Below are 20,614 nucleotides of genomic sequence, written 5' to 3' on the forward strand. Positions count from 1 at the left end.
GGCTATGGACTTTCATCGCTGATGCTGCTTCATCGTTGTGCGCTCATCAGTGTTCGGTCTTCCTTTTTAACTCTGGGTCGCACGGGCGATTGCCCGCCGACTGCACCTGCTGCTTCGCAGCAAGGTACTCACGTACGTGACCTGTGTCCACGTCTGTGGACAATCGGAGCGCGCGCCTGAAGGCACGGGTTCGCTCCGCCAGCTCTACTGCTTCCAGATCCGGTCTAATCCACGCTCCCCTACCGGGAAGGCGGCGGCCTGGATCCGGAACAACACGGCGCCCTGAAGGATCGTCCCTATCGGCGACTACCCTGAGCAGTTCCGTGTCGGGATGCTTTTGACGCGTAGCAATACACGTGCGGAGCCGCTGTCCTTGAGACATCCAACTCCTTACGTCGTATCGCCACTATTCCTGCGCCACAGCATTCCTGCATGTGGGCCGTTGTCTAGTCTACGCGAAAACGGGCCAAACCTTTAATCCCACCGCAGGCTCGTTGGAAAGCTAATCGCGAGCGGCATCAGAGTGAATATCAATCTTCCATCCAGTCAGGCGCGCCGCAAGGCGGGCATTCTGGCCTTCCTTACCAATTGCGAGCGAGAGCTGATAATCCGGCACAGTCACCTTAGCCACTTGCGCCTCCGAGTCGAGGATCTCTACGCGAACGACCTTCGACGGAGCAAGGGCGTTGCCCACGTAGACGGCAGGATCTTCGTTGAAATCGATGATGTCAATCTTCTCACCACCAAGTTCACGCATCACGTTGCTCACGCGCGAACCCTTCGGGCCGATGCACGCGCCCTTGGCATTGAGCCCCTTAACGTGACCGCGAACGGATACCTTCGAGCGGTGGCCGGCCTCACGGGCAATAGCAATGAGTTCGACCGAGCCATCAGCAACCTCCGGGACCTCCAGCTCGAACAGGCCGCGCACCAGCTCTGGGTGGGTACGCGACAGCGTAATCTGCACCTTGGCACCGTTGCGGTTCACGCCCACAACGTAGGCCTTGACGCGGTCACCGTGTTCGAGTTTCTCCCCCGGCAGCTGCTCGGCAGGCAGAAGGAAAGCATCCTGGGAGTCATGCTCCGTGCCCAGCTGCACCACGACGACGCCGCGCTTGTTGGCGTGGATATCGCGCTGGACGACGCCCGACACAACCGTTCCGGTGAGCTCCGAATAGGAATCGTAGGTTCGCTCCGCCTCATTCTCGCGCAGCTTACGCAAGATGGCATCGCGGACCGCCTGCGCGCCGATGCGCCCAAAGTTGTCCGGGGTGTCGTCGTATTCACTGATGACCTCTCCAGTCTCCGGATCACTCTCGGTCACGACGACGGTGACAGCACCGCTATCGGCGTCGATGTCGACGCGTGACTTCGTACCTTCCGCCTTGGTCTCGGCTGACTCGGCACGGTGATCCAGGTAGGAATACAAAAGGGCACCCGCAATCGCTTCGAGCAGGTCCTTTACCGGGACGCCGCGCTCGCGCTGAATCGTGCGAAGTGCCTCTAGGTCAATATTCACTTGTTAGTCCTCTCGGGTTGCCGAGTTCTGCTCGGCGAAGTCGAACGTCTGCTTTGCCGCCTCCAGCTCCATGGCTGAAGGTTGGGCAAATTCAATTTCTACCACTGCGCGGCTTAGATTTTCCAATCGCTCAACCTGATAGCGCACCTCCTTTTTCACGGTGGTGATGAGCGCCACGGATTCTTCATCCTCGGACAGCGCGCCAATGCGGGCGACGCGGGTCGTGCCAGGTTCGTCGGTGAGCGCGTAGCCCACGAGCCTTCCTTGGTTGCGGCGCCAGTGGCGCGGGGCACTCAGCGGAAAGTCCACCCCCGGCGTCGACACCTCCAGGGTGTATCCCGCGCCAAAGTTGAGGGCGCCCGCTTCTTCCTGGGCATCAAAGAGCGCCGAAATCTCCTGCGAGAGCTCCTCAATGAGATCGGAGCTTGGGCGTTCGTCACCGTCAACACGGATGATGACCTGGGATTTCTTTCCTGCACGAGTGGTCTTCACGTCTTCAATGTCGAGGCCGCGCGCGGCGGCGACAGGCTGCAGGATTTCGGTTAGTTGCGCGGGTGTTGGGAATGCCATGCGCTCTAGACTAGGACACCCGGGTAGGGTCTATCGCGTGAACCGCCGAGTAGTTGTGCCCACCCTTTTAGTTTGCGCCGCCCCCTGGCTGGGCGGCTGCCAAGCCACCGACGCGATCGTGGATTATTTTGGCCCCCATGCAGACCCTACGTTGACCTCTCTGGCTCACGATGCCAGCGCCGACGCCCACGCACTGCAGGAACTCGATCCCGATGCCGCGTCCCTGCGCGCGCAGCACGCAGACGAGCTTTACTCCGAAATTGAGCGCCTCTGCGGCCGCGACGAGGAAGGACACGTTCCGCGCTCCTGCGAAGTGAATCGTGAGGGTGAAGCACACGAGGCCACTGATGCGGCTGCCGTACTTGCCGCAGCTTCTTCATCGATTGAAGAGCAGCTTGACGCGGTCTCCCCGGAATCTCGGCCCTTGCTCGTCGCCCAAGCCATCGCAATGGAGGCCCGCTCCACCGATGAACCGGGCGCTGTGCCGGAGCTGACGGAGGGTGACGCTGACCTCGCCACCGAACTCTTGGACTGGGAATACCAGCAGGTGTATGCCTTGGACTTTGCTCGTTCCTATGTCACACCTGACGTCGAAGAGCTGGTTGATGAGCGCCTCGCTCTGCACGAGAGCCGCGTCCTCGCACTCCAAGAAGCAGTAGCCAAAATCGGACCAGTGCCACAGCCCGCAGCGGCCTACACCTCGTCCTCCGGTGAGCTGCCCGTAGACGCCGCCTCAGCGCGCGCGTTCCTTGACGACGTCGCGCATAGTGACACGGTGACATGGGCCTCCGCCGCCTCACAGGAGGCGCCCAACCAAGCGGCACCCAATGCTGAATGGCGAAGCTGGCTTATTTCTGTAGCCGCCCAATCTCACCGCATCAGTGCAGCTTAATTCCTCCCTCGCGGGCTCGATTTTCCTGAGCTACCGACGTTTGGCGTTCTTTTCGGCGTACAGCGACCAGGCATAGCGCATGACCGGAATCTGCAACGGCAGACGCACCGCGTGGTAGATCTTCTTGCCGGTTGATGCCTTGCCGCTTTCTAAGTCCCTGTAGGCCTGGTAGAAGTTCGCCGGCCACACGGCGGCGAGCAAAGCTAGGGCTGAAAGGCCGCCTGCAGGCCGCGTCGATGGGTTCGCCAGGAGCGCACCGGTAACCACTTCCCAGGCGCCAGAGGTGAAGTTGTAGAAGCGAGCCGACCCTGGAAGTTGTGGCGGGATGATGGACTCGAAGGGCTTCGGCTTAGCAAAATGCAGCACTCCCATGGCAGAGAGTGCTGCAGCCATTGAATATGCCAGTGCGGGGTGGTGAGAACTCATACCCGCGAGCCTACGCGCTTAACGCACCTAGCCGCGGATGAGCTCCGTTAAGGTGTCCACGATGGAGTCTGCGGGGACCTCACGGGTTTCGCCGCCACGGATGCGCAACTCAATGATGCCGTCCTTGAAGGAGCGGCCCAGGATGGCGATAAAGGGCATACCCAGCAGCTCCGCATCCTTGAACTTCACGCCCGGGGAAACCTTGGGGCGGTCGTCGAAAAGCACCTCGATGCCAGCGCGATCTAGGTCCTCCACCAGCTTCTGACCGGCCTCGAGGGCAGCGGCGTCCTTGTTCGCCACGGCCACGTGCACCTGGTACGGGGCCACGGCCACTGGCCAGTTGAGGCCCTTCTCATCGTGGCGCTGCTCCGCCAGCACGGCGAGCATGCGCGTGACACCAATGCCATAGGAGCCCATGGTCGGCACGGCGCGCTTGCCATTCTCATCCAGAATCTGGACATCGAATGCTTCGGTGTACTTGCGGCCCAGCTGGAAGATGTGGCCCAACTCAATGCCGCGCTCCAGGGTCAGAGTGCCCTGACCGTTCGGCGCCGGGTCACCTTCCTTGACCTCCGCGGCCTCGATGAACTCACCCACGGTGAAATCACGGCCGGCCACCAAGCCGACGACGTGACGCTGCGGGGCATCCGCGCCGGTAATCCACGACGAACCGGAAACTACGCGCGGGTCGGCATAAACCTTCACGTCGTGAGCGTTGAGGGCACGCGGGCCAACGTAGCCCTTGACCAAGAAGGGGTTCTTCTTGAAGTCGCCCTCGCCGGCGAGCTCAAACTCGACTGGCTCCAGCGAAGCCTCCAAGCGCTTTTCATCCAGCTCGCGGTCGCCCGGAATAAGGACGGCGGCCAGCTCCCATTTCTTCTCTTCCTCAGCGGCCGCGGGCGCAGCCACCTTGATCATCATGCACTTGAGGGTGTCCGCTGCGGTGACCTCGCGGCCGTCGACAGTAATGCCGGCGCTGTTAGCCCACTCCACCAGGGACTCGATGGTCTCGGATTTCGGAGTCTCGTGCTCCTGTGCCTCCGGCAGACCGTCGAAGGGAATCTCGTCGGGCGCCTGAGTCACGACCGCTTCCACGTTGGCAGCGTAATCGCCCTCCGTGGCGCGGACGAAGGTATCTTCACCCACCTCGGACACAGCGAGGAATTCCTCGGAGGCCGAGCCCCCCATCGCACCGGAGGTGGCCTTGCAGATCGCGTAATCGATCTCTAGGCGGTCGAAGATGTTCTGGTAGGCCTTGCGGTGGCGGGCATAGGACTCATCGAGCCCCTCATCCGTCATGTCGAAGGAGTAGGAGTCCTTCATGGTGAACTCGCGGCCGCGCAAAACGCCAGCGCGCGGGCGCTCCTCATCGCGGTACTTCGTCTGAATCTGGTACAGCGTGACCGGGAAGTCCTTGTAGGAGGAATACATATCCTTCACCGCGGTGGCGAACATCTCCTCATGGGTCGGGCCCAGCAGCATGTCCGCACCCTTGCGATCCTTAAGCCTGAACAAATTATCGCCGTATTCCGTCCAACGGTTCGACTGCTCATAAGGATCGCGCGGCAGCAGCGCCGGGAAGAGCATCTCCTGGCCACCGATGGCGTTCATTTCCTGGCGGATAACGTCTTCGATCTTGCGCATGGCGCGCAGTCCCAATGGCAACCAGGTGTACACACCCGGCGCGACGCGGCGCACATAGCCTGCGCGGACGAGAAGCTTGTGGCTGGGGACTTCGGCATCAGCCGGATCCTCACGAAGAGTGCGGAGGAAAAGCTCAGAAAGACGTGTAATCATGGTTGCTCAGTCTACATCGCTAGCATGTAGCCATGCTGATCATCCTCCCTCCTTCTGAGACCAAAGCACACGGCGGCAGCGGCGCGCCCCTCAACTGGGAAGAGCTCTCTTTCCCCGCGCTGAATCCAATACGCCAAGAAATCGCTGCTGAATTGTCTTCTTTGCCCCTCGACGAGGCGCAAAAGGTGCTCAAGCTCTCGGAAAAGCTGCGAGGGGAAGCCGAGTCCAACCGCGAGTTGGCGTCCTCCCCCACCATGCCCGCCCTTGAGCGGTTTACGGGCGTGCTGTACGACGCCCTCGATTCCTCCACCCTTCCCCCAGCCGCACGTCAACACCTCGCTGTGGGTGATGCGCTCTTCGGGTTGCTGCGCGCCGATGATCTCATCCCGCACTACCGGCTTTCCGGTGGCACCAAGTTGGGAGGGAAGACTCTCAAGTCTCGCTGGGGTACGGCCATCACCGATGAGCTGCGCGCGCTTATCGACGCAGGCGAGTTCCTCATCGACATGCGCTCGGGCACCTACCAACAGCTGGGCAAGCTCAAAGAAGCCTCCACGGTGCGCGTGGAGTCAGTGCAGGAGGATGGCTCCCGCAAGGTGGTCTCTCACTTCAATAAGCACTACAAGGGCGAGCTCGCCCGCGTGCTGGCCTTGCAAGGCGAGAATGTCTCCTCCCTCGAGGATGCCGCCCGCGTAGCCCAGAAGGCGGGCATGAGTACCGAACTGCGCGGCAGCGAGCTGGTGCTCGTGGTCTGATTTATCTATTTATCAATTTATCAACGCCCGCCGATTTATCTATTTATCAATTTATCTGCCTGCTATATACTTCCAGCATGACTGGAAACCCTTTTCGCCCAACCTTTGGTGCCAGCCCACTTAAGTGGGCTGGCCGCAGTGCGGTCCTCAATGACTTCACGGTTGGGCTCGACGGCGGAGTTGGCAACCCTAATCGCGCAATGCTTATTAGCGGTCATCGTGGGATGGGCAAAACGGTCCTGTTGACTGAGCTCGAGGACATCGCAGCCCAACAAGGATGGGCTGTTATTCGAGTCAGTGGTCGAAGCAATTCAGTCACTCAGCTCATCGACTCCATCATCCCAGAAAAGATCAACCAGCTGGCTTCTCCATCAACCCGTCGAATCAAAGACATACGTATAGCGGGCCTCGGTGGCATTGGTACTGAAGAGATTGGTACGCCACCAGTGCCAACATTAGAATCGCGCTTGCGCGAACTCTCCGCTCATCTCCGAGACAGCGGAATTCTACTTACTATCGATGAGATTCAGGACGCCGATCCTCATGACCTTGAGATAATCGCAGTCGCATTCCAGCATCTTGTTCGCGATGAACTCGACGTTTCCATCGTGATGGCAGGGCTTACTGCCGGTGTTGACAAGCTTCTACACCTGCCGGGAACAACGTTTCTGCGCCGTGCCCGCAGATTTCACCTAGGACCTGTTAACCCGCAAGCTACGACCAGCGCTTTCAAAGATACGGCAGCTTTGACTTCGATTGCTTTCAACGACGAAGCCGCCGACCGCGCTACTGAAGCGAGCCACGGTTATCCCTTCCTCATCCAGCTCATCGGGTACTTGGCCTGGAACGCTGCATCCCAAGCCAGTGAGACGACCATTTCCTCAACAACCGTCGACGCAGTTCTTGGTGAGGCAATCACGACAATGGGAACCCAAGTGCACGATCCTGCGGTACGTGCGCTCAGCCAACGACAACTTGAGTACCTTCACGCGCTGGCTGATATCGCAGATGAGGCGGGGACGGCCACATCTGGCGCTATCGCTCACGAGCTGAAGACAACGACGACGTCTCTCAGTGAAGTGCGCGCGCGTTTGCTAGAGCAGGGGCTTATCGATGCCCCACGGCACGGCACGGTTGCTCTCGCCCTGCCGTACCTCCGCGATTATCTTCACGCAGGCGGCGAACAAACCTACGTGGACTAAACGTTACTGATTACACCAGCGGGTTATAACGCAAACTATTGCGTTTGAGCTCGCACTCAGTGGCGATAGAGATGCCGGAGGCAATCTTTCCGCGCTCACGAAGGCGGAACATGGCGTCCACGACGCGATCACGCAAGCCCCATGGATCGATGGTGTTGATGTAGACCTTCGTGCCGCCTTCAAAGCCGGCCAAGGTCGATACCCTGAGCTTGATCATCACGCGCCACGGCTGCGGCAGATCCACGCTGGGTGGGCGGTGGTGCCACTCTTCATTGCATGCCACATCCGGCCCCACTGCGGCGTGTGCTGCATGGATCAGATCCGACATCCCGCGGACTTCGCCAGGTGTTTGTGCCCATGGTTCGCAGCGGGGCGACTTGGAGAAGATCTCCAGGGTGGGATACCTGTGGCCAAAACCAGCGAAGAGCACCGCATAGTCATTCTCTGCGATAACGAGGTTGCGCTTTGCCGCATACCCAACTGCCCAATCGTTGTACATGTTGGGGTGTGCGCGCAGAATCGCATTTTCTTGCTGGGCTGCCATGCCCAGAGCATCAATTGCGACGAGCTGCTTGTGCAGGTGGTCGAAGGACGCGCCCGCCGGTGCCAGCCAGTTCTGGAACACGGCGACATAAGAGGCATAGCGGTTTCGCTGGTAGAGCTCGCGCGTTGATTCCGCAGTAAACGTGGTGAGCAGGAAGTGCTCATCGGGGCTCAGCGTGCCGGAGGAAGCCAGCTGACTGTCGTCGACCGCACCTTCCACGAAGTGGCGCGAAGAAATGATGACATCGTGCCCACCGCCGAAGAAGCCATCGGCGAGGGCGAGGAGGGAGTCGTCGTCCAGCGCGGCATCCTTACCCGCCGCCTTGAGCTTGGTGCGCACCACGTTGAGTACGTGCTGGCGCCCGGCCTCGTCGTCCTCGTAGCGCTCCTTGTGCTGAGCCAGGTCTGGGTCCATGGTGAAGCCATAGTTCTCGTGCCAGTAGTCATAAGACACGATCTCAAAAAGGTTCGGGACTCGGCGAAACACCGGCTGAGACTTATCCAGCTCGTGCGGAAGCAGCCCGCGCTGAATCTCCCCTGAGGCCAGGATTCGGGACTTTTCCGGCGGGGTATCCAGCATGCGGCCTGAACAAAAGGCACAACTGTGCGTCAGGGCATCGGCCGCCAGGGGCTGCGGCTCCTTCGCCGGATGAGAGAGCGGGCGATTGCCACGTCCGGGCACCGTCCACACCTCCGTTCCAGAGAAAGGGTTGACCTGTTTGACGGTCCCATCCGCCATGGTTTGGATAGGTTCGACGCGGCTAAAAAGTGCTTCGCTCATGCAGCCCAGCGTAGACCTCCCCACCTACCGGTGCGACTAGACTTAAGCCCCATGCAGCACCGATTCTTTGAAGTAGATGTCTTTGCCACTGGACCGTTCACCGGTAATCCCCTCGCCGTGGTCGCGGATGCCGATGGTTTAAGCACCGAAGAAATGCAGCGCATCGCGCACTGGACCAATTTCTCTGAGACAACCTTCCTGTGCTCGCCTACAGATCCAGGCGCGGACTACCGAGTGAGGATTTTTACACCCTACGAGGAGTTTCCTTTCGCCGGCCACCCCACGCTGGGCAGCGCGCGCGTGGCAGCAGAATTGCTCGGAAAGAACGACACCCTGATTCAGGAATGCGGAGTTGGGTTGGTCACCGTGCGCCAAGAAGAGGGCCGCTTCGCCTTCGCTACCCCGCCCTTGGTGCGTGACGGGGCGCTCAACGACGCGGAGCAGGCCGAAGCGGCAGCTGTCCTCGGAATCGGCCAAGAGAGCATCGTTGACTCCGGCTGGGTGGACAACGGTCCTGGCTGGCGCTTGGTCCAGCTCGAGTCTGCTGAAGCCGTGCGGAAGTTTCGCCCCACACCCACCCCCGGCGTCAAGGTCGGCGTGGTCGGCCTCACCGGGGATGTGGAGCCGGCCTACGAGGTTCGCGCCATCACCGGGCAATACGAGGACCCCGTCACCGGTTCCTTCAACGGCGGCGCTGCCCAATTCCTGCGCGCCAAGGGCGCTGTCCCTGCCCGCTATACCGCGGCACAAGGCCGCCAGGTAGGGCGCGATGGCCGCGTCTATATCAACGACGACGGTCATGACATCTGGGTCGGCGGCAACGCTCACGTTCGCGTGCGCGGAACCCTGGAGTCTCGCGATGTCTGATGCCTCCCTCCCTTTCGAGCTACGCAGCGAATTCGCCCAACGCCTTCCCCACATGGTCACGGCGAGCCGGGGCGAGGAACAGCCAACGGCGCGAATGGTAGTGCTCAACGAAGAGCTAGCCGCCGAACTGGGCCTCGACCCGGACTGGCTGCGCAGCGAAGGTGGCCTGGAGTTTCTCCTCGGCCGCGGGCCAGTTACTCCCCACGCAATGGCCTACGCCGGCTTTCAGTTCGGCCAATACAACCCGACAATGGGTGACGGCCGCGCCCTGCTCTTGGGCGAAGTCACCGGCCCCACCGCTGCGCACAACCCCACGGGCCTCTGGGATCTGCATGCCAAAGGGACAGGACTAACCCCCTATTCGCGCTATGGCTCTGATGGGCGCGGCACGCTGCGCTCAATGCTGCGTGAATATCTCTTCTCCGAGTCGATGCACGCCCTCGGTGTGCCCACCACGCGGTCGCTGGCGGTCATCGGGACCGGCCGTCCCATTCAGCGCCAGATGGTGGAGGAAGCAGGCGTTCTCGTGCGCGTTGCCGCGAGCCACATCCGTGTTGGTTCCTTCCACTTCGCCGCGCACTCGCAGGTGCCCGGGTTACTCCAACAGCTCGCCGATTACACCATTGAACGCCACTACCCTGGCGCCGACTACCGAGAGCTGTTTACCCGCGTCATGGACGCACAGGCAGCGACGGTTGCCGGGTGGATGCAGATGGGTTTCATCCACGGCGTGATGAACACCGATAACACCACGCTATCGGGTGAGACGATTGACTACGGGCCGTGCGCGTTCATGGAAAACTATGACCTCAATACCTGGTTTAGCTCCATCGATACGCAGGGTCGCTACCGCTTTGGGCGTCAGCCCGACATGCTGGGCTGGAACCTTGCACGGTTGGCGGAATCACTGCTGCCGCTTTTCGACGTCTCCCCCAACGCCGCCCTCACCTGGGCTCAGGCGGCCATCAATTCCTTTGGCGAGCGCTATGAAAAGGCGCGCCGCCGCGAAGCCGCGAGCCGTTTGCAGATTCCCGATGAGCTCTTCCTGGACTATAGTGCGGCCCTTGCACGGTCCGCTCCGGATCTCACGCAGGCCCACCGCAGTCTCGTCAGCGCAGCGGCGGGTGAACCGGCAGAAGCCTATGAGATGTTTGGTGACGCTCGATTTGTTGATGCCTACTGTGCTAGTGGCCCCAACGTCGAGTCTCTCAAGCAAACCGTGCCCCGCGTGATTCCCCGCCCGCGTCTGGTCGAGGCCGCACTGAGCGATGCTGAAGAATTCCCCCGCTTGCTTCACGCCACCACGCATCCCTTTACTGCCGCGCCAGAATACGAGCAACCGGGTGGCACGGAAGGCTACCTCACCTACTGCGGAACGTAAGAGAAGAAAAGGAAAACACACCGCCGCCCCGAGGCCTCCGTAGGAAAGGAAACGGAGTCTCGGGGCGGCGGTGCGTCTCTATCTTTCACTGCCACGCTCCCAGTCGGTTTCTCAGGCCGACCGCCCCGCGCGGCTGGGGTTCTCTCTATCTCTCTCGCATGCGCTCTCTCAAACGCACACCATTATTATGGGGCGCTCTCCTTGGTGGAGCGTTCCGGTGCACTGAACACTCCCTGCCAGTTACTGAGAATTACCTGCGAGGCAAGCACCTACGAGCCGAAAGGAGAAATTACTTGGACTCAAGCTGCAGGGTCTTCTGCGTGTACTCCCACATCTCGTTGTAGAGCTGCTTGTCCTTGGAGAGCTTGGTGCCGTAGGAAGGAATCATTTCCTGAATCTTATCGCCCCACTGGATCATGTGCTCACCGAAGCAGCGCTCCAGCAACTCCACCATGATGGCCGGGGTGATGGACGCTCCCGGGGAAGCGCCGAGCAGGCCGGCGATGTTGCCCTCAGGGTTATTAATGAGGGTGGTACCGAACTCCAAGGAACCGAACTGCGGTGCACCCGCCGGCTTAATCACCTGAACGCGCTGGCCGGCGATGACGGTCTCCCAATCTGCCGGGTCTGCGCTCGGGACGTACTCCTTCAGGGTCTCGACGCGCTTGTCGAAGTCCTTGAGGACCTCAGTAACCAGGTACTTGGTCAGGCCGAACTCCTGTGCCGCAACGCCCAGGTAAGAGGTGATGTTATCCGGACGAATGGACTTAAACAGGTCCAGGTAGGAGCCCTTCTTGAGGAACTTCGGGGACCAGCCGCCGTACGGGCCAAACAGCAGGCCTTGCTCGCCATCAATGACGCGGGTATCCAGGTGCGGCACGGACATCGGCGGAGCGCCCACAGCAGCCTTGCCATAAACCTTGGCGTGGTGCTGCTTAATCAGATCCGGGTTCTTAGAACGCAGCCACAGACCGGAAACCGGGAAGCCTGCGAAACCAGAAACCTCACGGACCCCAGCCTTGCGCAGCAGGTCGAGCGCGTAGCCGCCTGCACCCACGAAGACGAATTTGGCGTGGACGGCCTCGTAGTCACCGGTATGCAGATTCTTTGCCACCACGCGCCACTTGGAACCATCGCGCTTGATATCGACGACCTCGTGACCGTAGCGGATCTCGGTACCCGCTGCCTTAGCCGCGGTGAAGAACTGCTTTGCCAGGGCACCAAAGTTGACGTCGGTACCAACTTCGGTCCAGGAAATAGCGACCTTCTGGGCGTTGAAGTCACGGCCTTCCGACATCAGAGGAAGCTTTTCCTGGAAAGTAGCGTCATCATCGCTGAACTGCATGTTCGGGAACATGTGGTTATCCTTCAGCGCATCGAAGCGGCGCTTCAGGTAGTCAACCTGGATGGAACCCTGTGCAAAGGACACATGCGGAACTGGGTTGATGAAGGCCTTCGGGTCCGTCAGAATGCCGTTGTTGAGCTGGTGGGACCAGAACTGGCGCGAAACCTGGAACTTCTCATTAATGTTCATGGCCTTGGAAACATCAATGCGGCCATTCTTCTCCGGGGTGTAGTTCAACTCACACAACGCGGAGTGGCCAGTACCAGCGTTATTCCACGGGGAGGAGGATTCAAGCGCAGGGCCGTCCAAGCGCTCGAAGACCATCTGGGTCCAGCTGGGCTCGAGCTCACGCAGCATGGCGCCGAGGGTGGCGCTCATAATACCTGCACCAATGAGTGCGACCTCAACCTCGTCTACTACTTGTGCTGTCTTCTTATCGGAGGACACTGTACTTATTACCTCTTTAAGTCGATGTATTCGATGTGGTCAAATGCCCCGCACATGTGGGTGCACAGGGCGCGGTGAGAAAGCGCTCGACGATGCTAGGGTCCAAGCTGGCATACAGACCACCCCTGCGGAAGGTCCGTCAAGCATTAATTCCACTTTACGCCCCTTATTGCGAAATAGGCATTCCTGAAAAAATAAATGCCCGATTTCGAATTTGTTACCCCATTTGTGGTGCAGGGTGTTTCCCGTCAGCGCTCCGCTCTGCCAGATGCATCTGGCCGCGCGACCTATCATGAATCCCATGACGCATAACGAACTCGAATGGTCAGAAGACATCCTCGGCCCCGACTTCCAGGCCGCTCCACTCGTACTCGGCACCGACCCTGACGGCGAAGGCAATGTCTGCGCGACGCTCGTGCGCTACTGCCCCGGCGGCGACGCCCATGATGATCGCCCAGCCTTACTGTGGGTCCACGGGATGACGGACTATTTCTTCCACGACCACGTAGCACGCTACTTTTATGAGCTCGGCTATGCCTTCTACGCTGTCGACCTGCGCAAGTGCGGACGCTCTCGACGGGACGGACAGACCTGGCACTACATCAGCAACTTGCAGTACTACGACGCTGATCTCAACGCGGCTCTCGACGCCCTCCCCAACCAGCGTGTCATCATCATGAGCCACTCCACCGCTGGCACCATCACCGCGCTCTGGCTCGATCGCCTTCGCCGCCATGATCGCGAGCGTTTCGCCCGCATCGCTGGCGTCGTATTCAACAGCCCCTGGCTAGCCATGATGGGAATACCGAATGGAACCTACGAGACGCTCAAGCACGTTATCTATGCCGGCGCTGCCATCGCCCCACGACTCGAAATACCCGCCGGTGACCTCACAACCTATGGGGAGTCGGTCCATTCCGGGGAACAGGGCGACTGGGACTTCGATCTTCGCCTGAAGCCGCTAGGCGGACACCCAAAGTTCCTGGGTTGGGTTGCCGCAGTCTTCCGTGGATTCGACGCAATCCACTCCGGCCGCATCAACGTTGGGCTCCCGCTGCTCACTATAACCTCTGGACGCTCCGAGCTCAACCGGCCATACAGCGAGTCCTCCAATACCGCCGATACTGTCGTTGATGTACAGCAAAGCCAGCGCTGGGCCAAGGAACTCAGTGCTCGCTACACGCTCCACGTTGTCAACAATGGGCGCCACGATCTCTTTCTCTCGCGTCCCGAGCCGCTCCAAGACGCTCTCTCCGCCACGGCGGAATGGTTGAGCACAGTAGCACCACTTGAGACGGATTAACCTCCCGCGCCTCGCGCTCCTAAAAGCCTGCACGGTTTGCGGCTAGTCAACCTTTAGAATGATCGGCATGACTTCCGCACAGCACTTTGACCTCGTCATCATCGGCACAGGTTCGGGAAATTCAATCCCCTCTCCCGAGTTTGACGATAAATCCATCGCCATCATTGAGAAGGGAACGTTCGGCGGCACGTGCCTCAACGTAGGCTGCATTCCCACGAAGATGTACGTCTACGCCGCCGACGTTGCGCTCGCCGCGCGCGAGGCCACGCGCCTTGGGCTCAGCGCCCACGTGGATGCTGTGGATTGGGAGGGCATCGTCAAGCGCGTGTTCCACAACCGAATTGATCAGATTGCCCAGGGCGGCGAAGAGTACCGCCGTGGCGAGGAAACGCCCAATATTACAGTCTTTGATCAGCACGCTCGGTTCATCGGACCGAAGACCCTGCAGGCGGGTGAGGACATCATCACCGGTGACAATATAGTCATCGCTACCGGTTCACGCCCCGTGCTACCCGAGCCGTATGCCAGCGCCACTGCCCCGGTTCACACCAATGAAGACATCATGCGGCTTGAGAAGCAGCCGCGCAGCCTCATAGTGGTAGGTGGCGGTTACATCGCCATGGAGTTTGCTCACGTCTTCGACGGCCTGGGGACCGACGTCACCGTGGTCAACCGCTCGGAGAAATTCCTCCGTTTCCTCGATGAGGACCTAAGCTCCCGCTTCAACGACCTCGCACGAAAGCGCTTCGACGTCCGCATCGGCACCGCCACTGCGCTCGATGAAACCGAAGACGGCGTACGCCTTACCTTGGATAGCGGGGACGTCGTGGAGGCAGATGCCATCCTCGTTGCCACCGGCCGCCAGCCCAACGGCGACCAGATGGATCTTTCTGCCAGCGGCATTGAAATGCACGAGGACGGTCGAATCAAGGTCGACGAGTTTGGCCGCACAACCTGCAAGGGTGTGTGGGCGCTCGGGGATGTTTCATCTCCGTACATGCTCAAGCACGTGGCCAATGCGGAGCAACGAGCAGTGCAGCACAATCTGCTGCACCCGGACGATCTCCAGCCCATGCCCCACGAGCACGTGCCCTCTGCCATCTTTACGCACCCACAGATTGCGACGGTCGGACTCACTGAGGAACAAGCCCGCGAGGAGGGCTATGACGTCACTGTAAAGGTGCAAAACTTTGGCGACGTTGCCTATGGCTGGGCGATGGAAGACTCGACGGGCATCTGCAAACTAGTAGCTGAGCGGGCCACGGGCAAGCTCCTCGGCGCCCACATCATGGGTCCACAGGCCTCCACGCTTATCCAGCAGTTAATCACCGCGATGAGCTACGACCTCGACATGCGCGAGTTCGCCCGTTCACAGTATTGGATCCACCCGGCACTGCCAGAAGTAGTGGAGAACGCCGTTTTGGGACTAGAGTGGCTAGAGTGAAAGTTACATCGAATCGTGTGACGTTTTTCACATTGGCGTTAAACCATTTTTGCCATTCCCGCTGAACGCCACTACAAGCACGTCTTAACGCCAACAACATCTGCCAGCAACCTTTAAGAAAATCACCCATTTCGGGGGTGATTGCTGGCAGTGCATAAAAGAACGCTCCAACTGACGTGCATTTTGCCTGACCGTTGGCTAGGTTAATTACGGACACCGGAACGAGCCGATACTCTCTACCGGCTCAGTGTGTTTTGGGGATACCAAACTAATCCCTATCCCTGTAAATCAAGACCTCTCAACCGGAGGCCTTGCACGTACGACACTAAGGACTTTTGATATGCGTATCCGCAATGCAGCCCTCGCCGGCGCTACTGCTCTCGCTGTTGCCTTCGGCGGCTCCACCGTTGCTTTCGCCGCTGAGACCACTGAGCAGGGCGACAACACCGTCACCGTTGAGAAGCAGAGCCAGTCTAAGAAGAGCCAGTCTAAGACCGGCCCGGGCGGCGTAGCCGACACCACCCCTGAGGACTACACGCCTTCCCTGTCCTCCAAGATTGGCAACATCGAGGGTCTTGAGAGCGACCAGGCAGCCGACGGCACTGCCATCTTCGGCATCAAGAAGGATGGCTTCTCCGAGCAGCCGGAGTGGGCAAAGGTCCTCTACGGTGTAACCGTTGCTGCTGGCGTCTCTGCTCTGCTCGGCACCATCATCGGCCCCGTATACAACTTCTTCGTACACGGCCCGTCCTTCTAAGCAACAGCCACACGGCTTCACCAAAACTTCCGAAAGGTAATTTTCACAATGCGTAACTTCCGCACTGCAGCCGTTGCTGCTGCCACCGCTGTCACCGTAGCTTTCGGCGGCACCGTCGTTGCCTCCGCAGAGACCGCAAACACCAACGAGGGCACCTCCACCTCGACCGAGAACACCAACGAGGGCACCTCCACCTCGACCGAGAACTCCAACGAGGACTCCTCCTCGGCCAAGGACACCAACAAGGACTCCTCCTCTTCCTCCAGCTTCCTGTCCGAGCTGGGCTATAAGTGGGGCGCTTGGCAAAAGGACGAGAACGGCAAGCTTGTCGTCACCCCTGACAACAAGGTCACCGGCGAGGATATGTGGGGCAAAGAGACCGACCCGAAGATGCCGGAGTGGGCTTCCAACTGGAAGACGGGCGTTATCACCTTGGGTGTCTCCTCCGTCATCGGCGCTATCATCGGCGCTTACAACTTCGCTGTGTACAACAACATCGTTCCGGCACACCTGCTGGATCCGATCTTCCGCCGCTAATTAAGTTGCGGGTACGCTGACTAACTCAGCGAACTTCAATAGCGCCCATCCTCTTGTCGTGAGGATGGGCGCTTTTGCATGCTTGGGCCCAGTGCTGAGTAGCTGGGACGCTTTAAGCGGGATATGCACGCATACTAATGATGCGAATTCCGTGAATCCTGCCAATGTTTACGCTAGAATCGCTCAAGTGACTTGGGGCACCCTATAGTTACTTCAGTTCCTACGAGGTTTAAAAGGATTCACACTATGCGCATTCGCAAGGCCACCATTGCCGGTGCTACCGCTCTCGCTGTTGCATTCGGCGGCACCACCGTTGCTACCGCCGCAGAGGGCAGCAGCAACGACTCTGCTTCCAACTCTTCCGCATCCGCTGGTGAGCAGCAGGGCACCCAGAAAGCAGGCGGCTCTTCCGCACTGGGCAAGGCACTCGAGGCTGAAAAGGAAGCCAACGGTCAGAACATCTTCGGCCAGAACTCTTCGATCTCCAGCGAGCCGAAGTGGGCGCAGGCCCTCGCTGGCATCGGCATCGTCGCCACCATCATCACCATCGCCGGTGGTCTGGTTGGCCCGGCACTGAACTACCTCAAGTTCGGCATGTAGTTCTCCCCTTCCCTCTTCTAACCCACTTTCTGAAAGGCTTTACCCAAGATGCGTAAATTCCGCACCGCCGCCGTTGCTGCTGCAACCGCCGTCACCGTCGCCTTCGCTGGCACCACTGTTGCTTCCGCTGCTGAAGCTGTTCCTGGCTCCGGATTGACCGAGGAGCAGGTCCAGAAGGAACTCCAGAAGGACGCTACCTCCTCCGAGATGTCCTCCGCACTCTCTTCTGAGGGCAATGGCTCCCTCTCCTCCAAGCTGGGCGGCGTGACCGACGGCAACATCACCGGTAAGGGTGCTGACGCCTTCGGCTCCACCAAGAACCCGTCCCAGGTTCCGCAGTGGCTGGACCTCTGGCGCGGTGGCACCATCGCTATGGTTGCCGCTGCTGCTGTCTCCTCCGCTGTTGCCGCCTACAACTACGCTGTGTACTCCGGCGTTATCCCGGACTACGTTGGCCAGGCCATCAAGAACGTTTCCTTCTAGTCACGTTTATTACTGGCAGCACAAAGCCCTCCGCCCCACCGTGTACCGCACGGCAGGCGAAGGGCTTTGTTTCATTTTGGCTATGTTTAAGTGCTCAGCGCTTAAACGTCGGCGCTTAAACGCTAGGCCTCATCCGGAAGGGTGAGGATCTCGTTACCATCATCGGTGATGACGATGGTGTGCTCGAACTGCGCGGTGAACCGGCCATCGGTGTTCTGGACGGTCCAGCCGTTGTCCCAGATCTCATAGTCCAGCGAGCCCAGGTTAATCATCGGCTCGATGGTCAAGGTCATTCCAGGCTCGAGGATGTCACGGTAGGTCATGGAATCATAGTGCAGCACAACCAGCCCGTTGTGGAAGGTGGGGCCTACACCGTGACCGGTAAAGTCAGTGACCACGTTGTAGCCAAAGCGGTGAGCATAAGACTCAATGACGCGTCCGATGACGTTAATCTCACGGCCGGGCTTGGCGGCCTTAATGCCGCGCATCATCGCTTCCTTGGTGCGCTCCACCAACAGCTTATGCTCCTCGGTGACGTTGCCAGCAAGGAAAGTAGCGTTGGTATCGCCGTGGACACCATTCTTGAACGCAGTGACGTCAATATTGACAATGTCACCGTCCTCAATCACCGTGGTATCCGGGATGCCGTGGCAGACGATCTCGTTGAGGGAGACGCAACAGGACTTCGGGAACCCCAGGTATCCCAGCGTCGATGGGTATGCGCCGTGGTCACACATGTACTCGTGCGCAACGCGGTCAATCTCGTCCGTGGTCACACCGGGAGCCACAGCCTTACCGGCCTCCTGGAGGGCGTTGGCGGCGATTCGGGAGGCCTCACGCATGGCCTCAATAACCTCTGGGGTCTGCACGAATGGCTCGCCCTGGGCTTCCTGAACCGAGTCCTTCCACACGTACTCCGGGCGCTCAATGCCCTTCGGTACCTTGCGGATTGGAGTATCTTTTTCTTGCTTCAGCATCGCGCGCTTAGTCATAACTACTCATGGTAGCCCTCTTCCCCAGCGCCCGACAAAGGACACCACAGGCGCGCTGGCTTCGACGCGCTACTGCTCTTGTGCGGGGGCAACCTCGCCGTGGCCTTCCGCTCGGAGGGCGTCGAGGCGCTGCAGGAAATTGTCCGTGATGTTAACCGAAATTGTCGAACCACCGCCCAGAACAACCAGAGTTGCGAAAGCGATATCGTCGTCGCGGTAGCCGGTGAACCAGGCATGCGAGCCACCATTGATCTCCGCCTCACCGGTCTTGCCGTAGACGGTGCCCTGTGCCTGCATCCCCGATGCAGTACCGCTTGCCACCACCTGGCGCATCATGTCCCGCACCTGAGTCAAGGTCTCCTCGCTGGGCGCGGGGACCTTTTCGGACACCTTGGTCTCACGTGACTCAATAAGCGTCGGCGTCGGGGTCTTGCCCGCCGCAACCGTCGAAGAGACAAGCGCCATGCCGAAGGGAGAAACGAGGTCGAGGCCCTGTCCATAACCGGATTCCGTGCGCTCGAGGGGTGTCTCGCCCTCGGGGACGGAGCCGGTGATCGTCGATAAGCCCGGCACCTCATAGTCAATTCCCAGACCATATTGTTTGCCCACATCGCGTAGCTCACCCTTCGGCAGATCCGTAGAGATCTGCGCAAAAGTGGTGTTACAGGATTGTGCAAAGGCTTGGCGCAGCGGCACCGAGCCAAGGGAGAACCCGTTGTAGTTGGTGACGGTGCGCCCATACAGCTCCATGGTGCCGGGGCACGGAACGATAGAGTCTGGGGAAAGGCCTTGCTTGTCGACGCCCGCCGAGGCCGTAATGATCTTAAACACCGAACCCGGTGGGAACTGGCCTTGGAGGGCGATATCGCCCTTCTTATCTGCCTCCGGGGTTTGGGCCACGGCTAGAATCTCGCCGGTCGAAGGGCGCATGGCTACGAGCATGGCCTCGTATTCAGCACGCTGATTGACGGCTTCTTGCGCGGCACGCTGGACGTCATAGTCCAGCGATACCTTGATCGACGGAGCTGCCTCGGGTTCGTGATGCTCGACGTCGGAAAGCGCGGCTCCGTGTTCGTTGACAACAGAAACGGACCATCCATTTGTTCCGTCGACCTCCTCGGAGACCATGGAGCGCACGCGGGCGAGGATGTCCGGGGCCAAGCCGGTATCGCGCGTGATGAGCGCCGGTTCCTCGTTAAAACGAATCCCCTTCTGGTTCTCCAGAACTGGGCGCAGCCGCGCTGCCTGCCCCTCGTTGAGCATGGCGACCGAATAAGAGCCATCGACCTCTTCGAGGTTCTTGGCAAGTTCACCAGAGTCAATCTCCGGGATGGAATCATCCTCTTGATGAGCCTGGTTCAGCGCGCCGGATACTTTCGCGGCGACGGGGCGTGAGTCGTCTACGGCGTCGGTATCGATAACGAGGCGGTATTGCAAGCCCGGAGACATGAGCTCCACCCCATCGGAGGAGACCACGCCGGCGCGTTTCGGGGCTATTGAGCGCAATTCGAGGTGTTGGTGCGCGCCGAGATCGGGGTGGATAATGCTGGGCTGCCAGCGCACCGTCCAGTCTTTCTCCTTGCGCGTTAAGGCCATCGAGGTGTCATAGCGCAGGGAACGATTGCGAGGCAGGGTCCACGTCACCGAATAGTGCGCGGTGGCTTGGGCCTCTTGTTGATCAACCCCGGTCAATTCGACGTCGAGTCCCTCGGCTTGCAGGCCCGCGAAGGTTGCGTCGAGTGTGTTCGTAGCTGTGCTGCCATCATCGACAAGCTGCGCCAAGTCCTCATTATTGCGGGTTTCCATGTCTTCCAGGAATTGCTCAGCGACTGGACGTGCGGACACCGGCTTGGGGGTGCATCCCACCAAGGACGACGCCGCGATGCTTGCCGCACCGAGCAGCGCCACGAACTTCTTCATGCTTGGGCAGCGTAGCAGCCTGGGGCGGCTAGACGGCCGCCCCACACCGCAGG

Annotated in this window: 20 protein-coding genes; 11 read left to right on the top strand and 9 right to left on the bottom strand. The window is 59.9% G+C overall.

Going from position 1 to position 20,614, the window contains the following annotated elements:
- Positions 1–46 precede the first annotated feature (46 nt).
- The 3 genes from QP999_RS10400 to rimP all read right to left on the bottom strand — a co-directional run bounded on the left by QP999_RS10400 (position 47) and on the right by rimP (position 2,089).
- A complete protein-coding gene (locus QP999_RS10400) occupies positions 47–382 on the bottom strand; it encodes a YlxR family protein (protein WP_284848255.1) in 336 nt (111 codons plus the stop codon).
- Positions 383–502: 120 nt separating this feature from the next.
- The gene (gene nusA, locus QP999_RS10405) at positions 503–1,519 is read right to left on the bottom strand and encodes a transcription termination factor NusA (protein WP_284848256.1); all 1,017 of its coding nucleotides are present in this window, start codon (positions 1,517–1,519) and stop codon (positions 503–505) included.
- Positions 1,520–1,522: 3 nt separating this feature from the next.
- Positions 1,523–2,089: a ribosome maturation factor RimP gene (gene rimP, locus QP999_RS10410; protein ID WP_284848257.1), complete on the bottom strand. Its 567-nt coding sequence runs from the start codon at positions 2,087–2,089 to the stop codon at positions 1,523–1,525.
- Positions 2,090–2,126: 37 nt separating this feature from the next.
- Between rimP and QP999_RS10415 the strand changes: the two genes are divergently transcribed.
- A complete protein-coding gene (locus QP999_RS10415) occupies positions 2,127–2,981 on the top strand; it encodes a hypothetical protein (protein WP_284848258.1) in 855 nt (284 codons plus the stop codon).
- A 30-nt stretch (positions 2,982–3,011) separates the two neighbouring features.
- Here QP999_RS10415 and QP999_RS10420 read toward each other — a convergent pair whose 3' ends face one another.
- Together QP999_RS10420 and QP999_RS10425 are read right to left on the bottom strand one after the other, a co-directional pair.
- Positions 3,012–3,407 (bottom strand): DoxX family protein, encoded by a 396-nt coding sequence (locus QP999_RS10420; RefSeq protein ID WP_070533133.1) that lies wholly within the window; start codon positions 3,405–3,407, stop codon positions 3,012–3,014.
- A 27-nt stretch (positions 3,408–3,434) separates the two neighbouring features.
- Positions 3,435–5,204, bottom strand: a complete 1,770-nt coding sequence (locus QP999_RS10425; RefSeq protein ID WP_284848259.1) for a proline--tRNA ligase — start codon at positions 5,202–5,204, stop codon at positions 3,435–3,437.
- A gap of 32 nt (positions 5,205–5,236) precedes the next feature.
- Between QP999_RS10425 and yaaA the strand changes: the two genes are divergently transcribed.
- Both yaaA and QP999_RS10435 read left to right on the top strand, forming a co-directional pair.
- Positions 5,237–5,959, top strand: a complete 723-nt coding sequence (gene yaaA / locus QP999_RS10430; RefSeq protein WP_284848260.1) for a peroxide stress protein YaaA — start codon at positions 5,237–5,239, stop codon at positions 5,957–5,959.
- 77 nt (positions 5,960–6,036) lie between these two features.
- A complete protein-coding gene (locus tag QP999_RS10435) occupies positions 6,037–7,161 on the top strand; it encodes an ATP-binding protein (RefSeq protein WP_070520090.1) in 1,125 nt (374 codons plus the stop codon).
- A gap of 10 nt (positions 7,162–7,171) precedes the next feature.
- Here QP999_RS10435 and QP999_RS10440 read toward each other — a convergent pair whose 3' ends face one another.
- Positions 7,172–8,485, bottom strand: coding sequence for a DUF4921 family protein (locus QP999_RS10440; protein ID WP_185963201.1), 1,314 nt, complete (start codon positions 8,483–8,485; stop codon positions 7,172–7,174).
- Positions 8,486–8,536: 51 nt separating this feature from the next.
- Here QP999_RS10440 and QP999_RS10445 point away from each other — a divergent pair, with 51 nt between their 5' ends.
- Both QP999_RS10445 and QP999_RS10450 read left to right on the top strand, forming a co-directional pair.
- Positions 8,537–9,352: a PhzF family phenazine biosynthesis protein gene (locus QP999_RS10445; protein WP_284848261.1), complete on the top strand. Its 816-nt coding sequence runs from the start codon at positions 8,537–8,539 to the stop codon at positions 9,350–9,352.
- Entirely contained in the window at positions 9,345–10,733 is a 1,389-nt protein-coding gene (locus QP999_RS10450) for a protein adenylyltransferase SelO family protein (protein ID WP_284848262.1), read from the top strand. The genes QP999_RS10445 and QP999_RS10450 overlap by 8 nt, the downstream gene beginning before the upstream one ends.
- A 289-nt stretch (positions 10,734–11,022) precedes the next feature.
- Here QP999_RS10450 and mqo read toward each other — a convergent pair whose 3' ends face one another.
- Entirely contained in the window at positions 11,023–12,525 is a 1,503-nt protein-coding gene (gene mqo / locus QP999_RS10455; RefSeq protein ID WP_284848263.1) for a malate dehydrogenase (quinone), read from the bottom strand.
- A gap of 301 nt (positions 12,526–12,826) precedes the next feature.
- Here mqo and QP999_RS10460 point away from each other — a divergent pair, with 301 nt between their 5' ends.
- The 6 genes from QP999_RS10460 (at position 12,827) to QP999_RS10485 (ending at position 17,649) form a co-directional block, all read left to right on the top strand.
- Positions 12,827–13,828, top strand: coding sequence for an alpha/beta hydrolase (locus QP999_RS10460; RefSeq protein ID WP_284848264.1), 1,002 nt, complete (start codon positions 12,827–12,829; stop codon positions 13,826–13,828).
- Between the two features lie 58 nt (positions 13,829–13,886).
- Positions 13,887–15,272, top strand: coding sequence for a mycothione reductase (mtr, locus tag QP999_RS10465; RefSeq protein ID WP_284848265.1), 1,386 nt, complete (start codon positions 13,887–13,889; stop codon positions 15,270–15,272).
- Between the two features lie 340 nt (positions 15,273–15,612).
- On the top strand, positions 15,613–16,029 hold the full coding sequence (locus QP999_RS10470; protein WP_070686167.1) for a hypothetical protein: 417 nt from the start codon (positions 15,613–15,615) through the stop codon (positions 16,027–16,029).
- Between the two features lie 48 nt (positions 16,030–16,077).
- Complete coding sequence (locus tag QP999_RS10475; RefSeq protein WP_284848266.1) at positions 16,078–16,566, top strand: hypothetical protein; 489 nt, start codon at positions 16,078–16,080, stop codon at positions 16,564–16,566.
- Positions 16,567–16,812: 246 nt separating this feature from the next.
- Positions 16,813–17,166, top strand: coding sequence for a hypothetical protein (locus tag QP999_RS10480; RefSeq protein WP_284848267.1), 354 nt, complete (start codon positions 16,813–16,815; stop codon positions 17,164–17,166).
- Positions 17,167–17,214: 48 nt separating this feature from the next.
- Positions 17,215–17,649, top strand: a complete 435-nt coding sequence (locus QP999_RS10485) for a hypothetical protein (RefSeq protein ID WP_284848268.1) — start codon at positions 17,215–17,217, stop codon at positions 17,647–17,649.
- 122 nt (positions 17,650–17,771) lie between these two features.
- On the opposite strand, the gene map is transcribed toward QP999_RS10485, so the two are convergent.
- Positions 17,772–18,641: a type I methionyl aminopeptidase gene (map, locus tag QP999_RS10490; RefSeq protein WP_284848269.1), complete on the bottom strand. Its 870-nt coding sequence runs from the start codon at positions 18,639–18,641 to the stop codon at positions 17,772–17,774.
- A gap of 69 nt (positions 18,642–18,710) precedes the next feature.
- Entirely contained in the window at positions 18,711–20,561 is a 1,851-nt protein-coding gene (locus QP999_RS10495) for a penicillin-binding transpeptidase domain-containing protein (RefSeq protein WP_070686161.1), read from the bottom strand.
- Between the last annotated feature and the right edge of the window lie 53 nt (positions 20,562–20,614).

Origin of the sequence: Corynebacterium sp. MSK004, assembly GCF_030232515.1 — a bacterium.
Classification (GTDB): Bacteria; Actinomycetota; Actinomycetes; order Mycobacteriales; family Mycobacteriaceae; genus Corynebacterium; species Corynebacterium hesseae.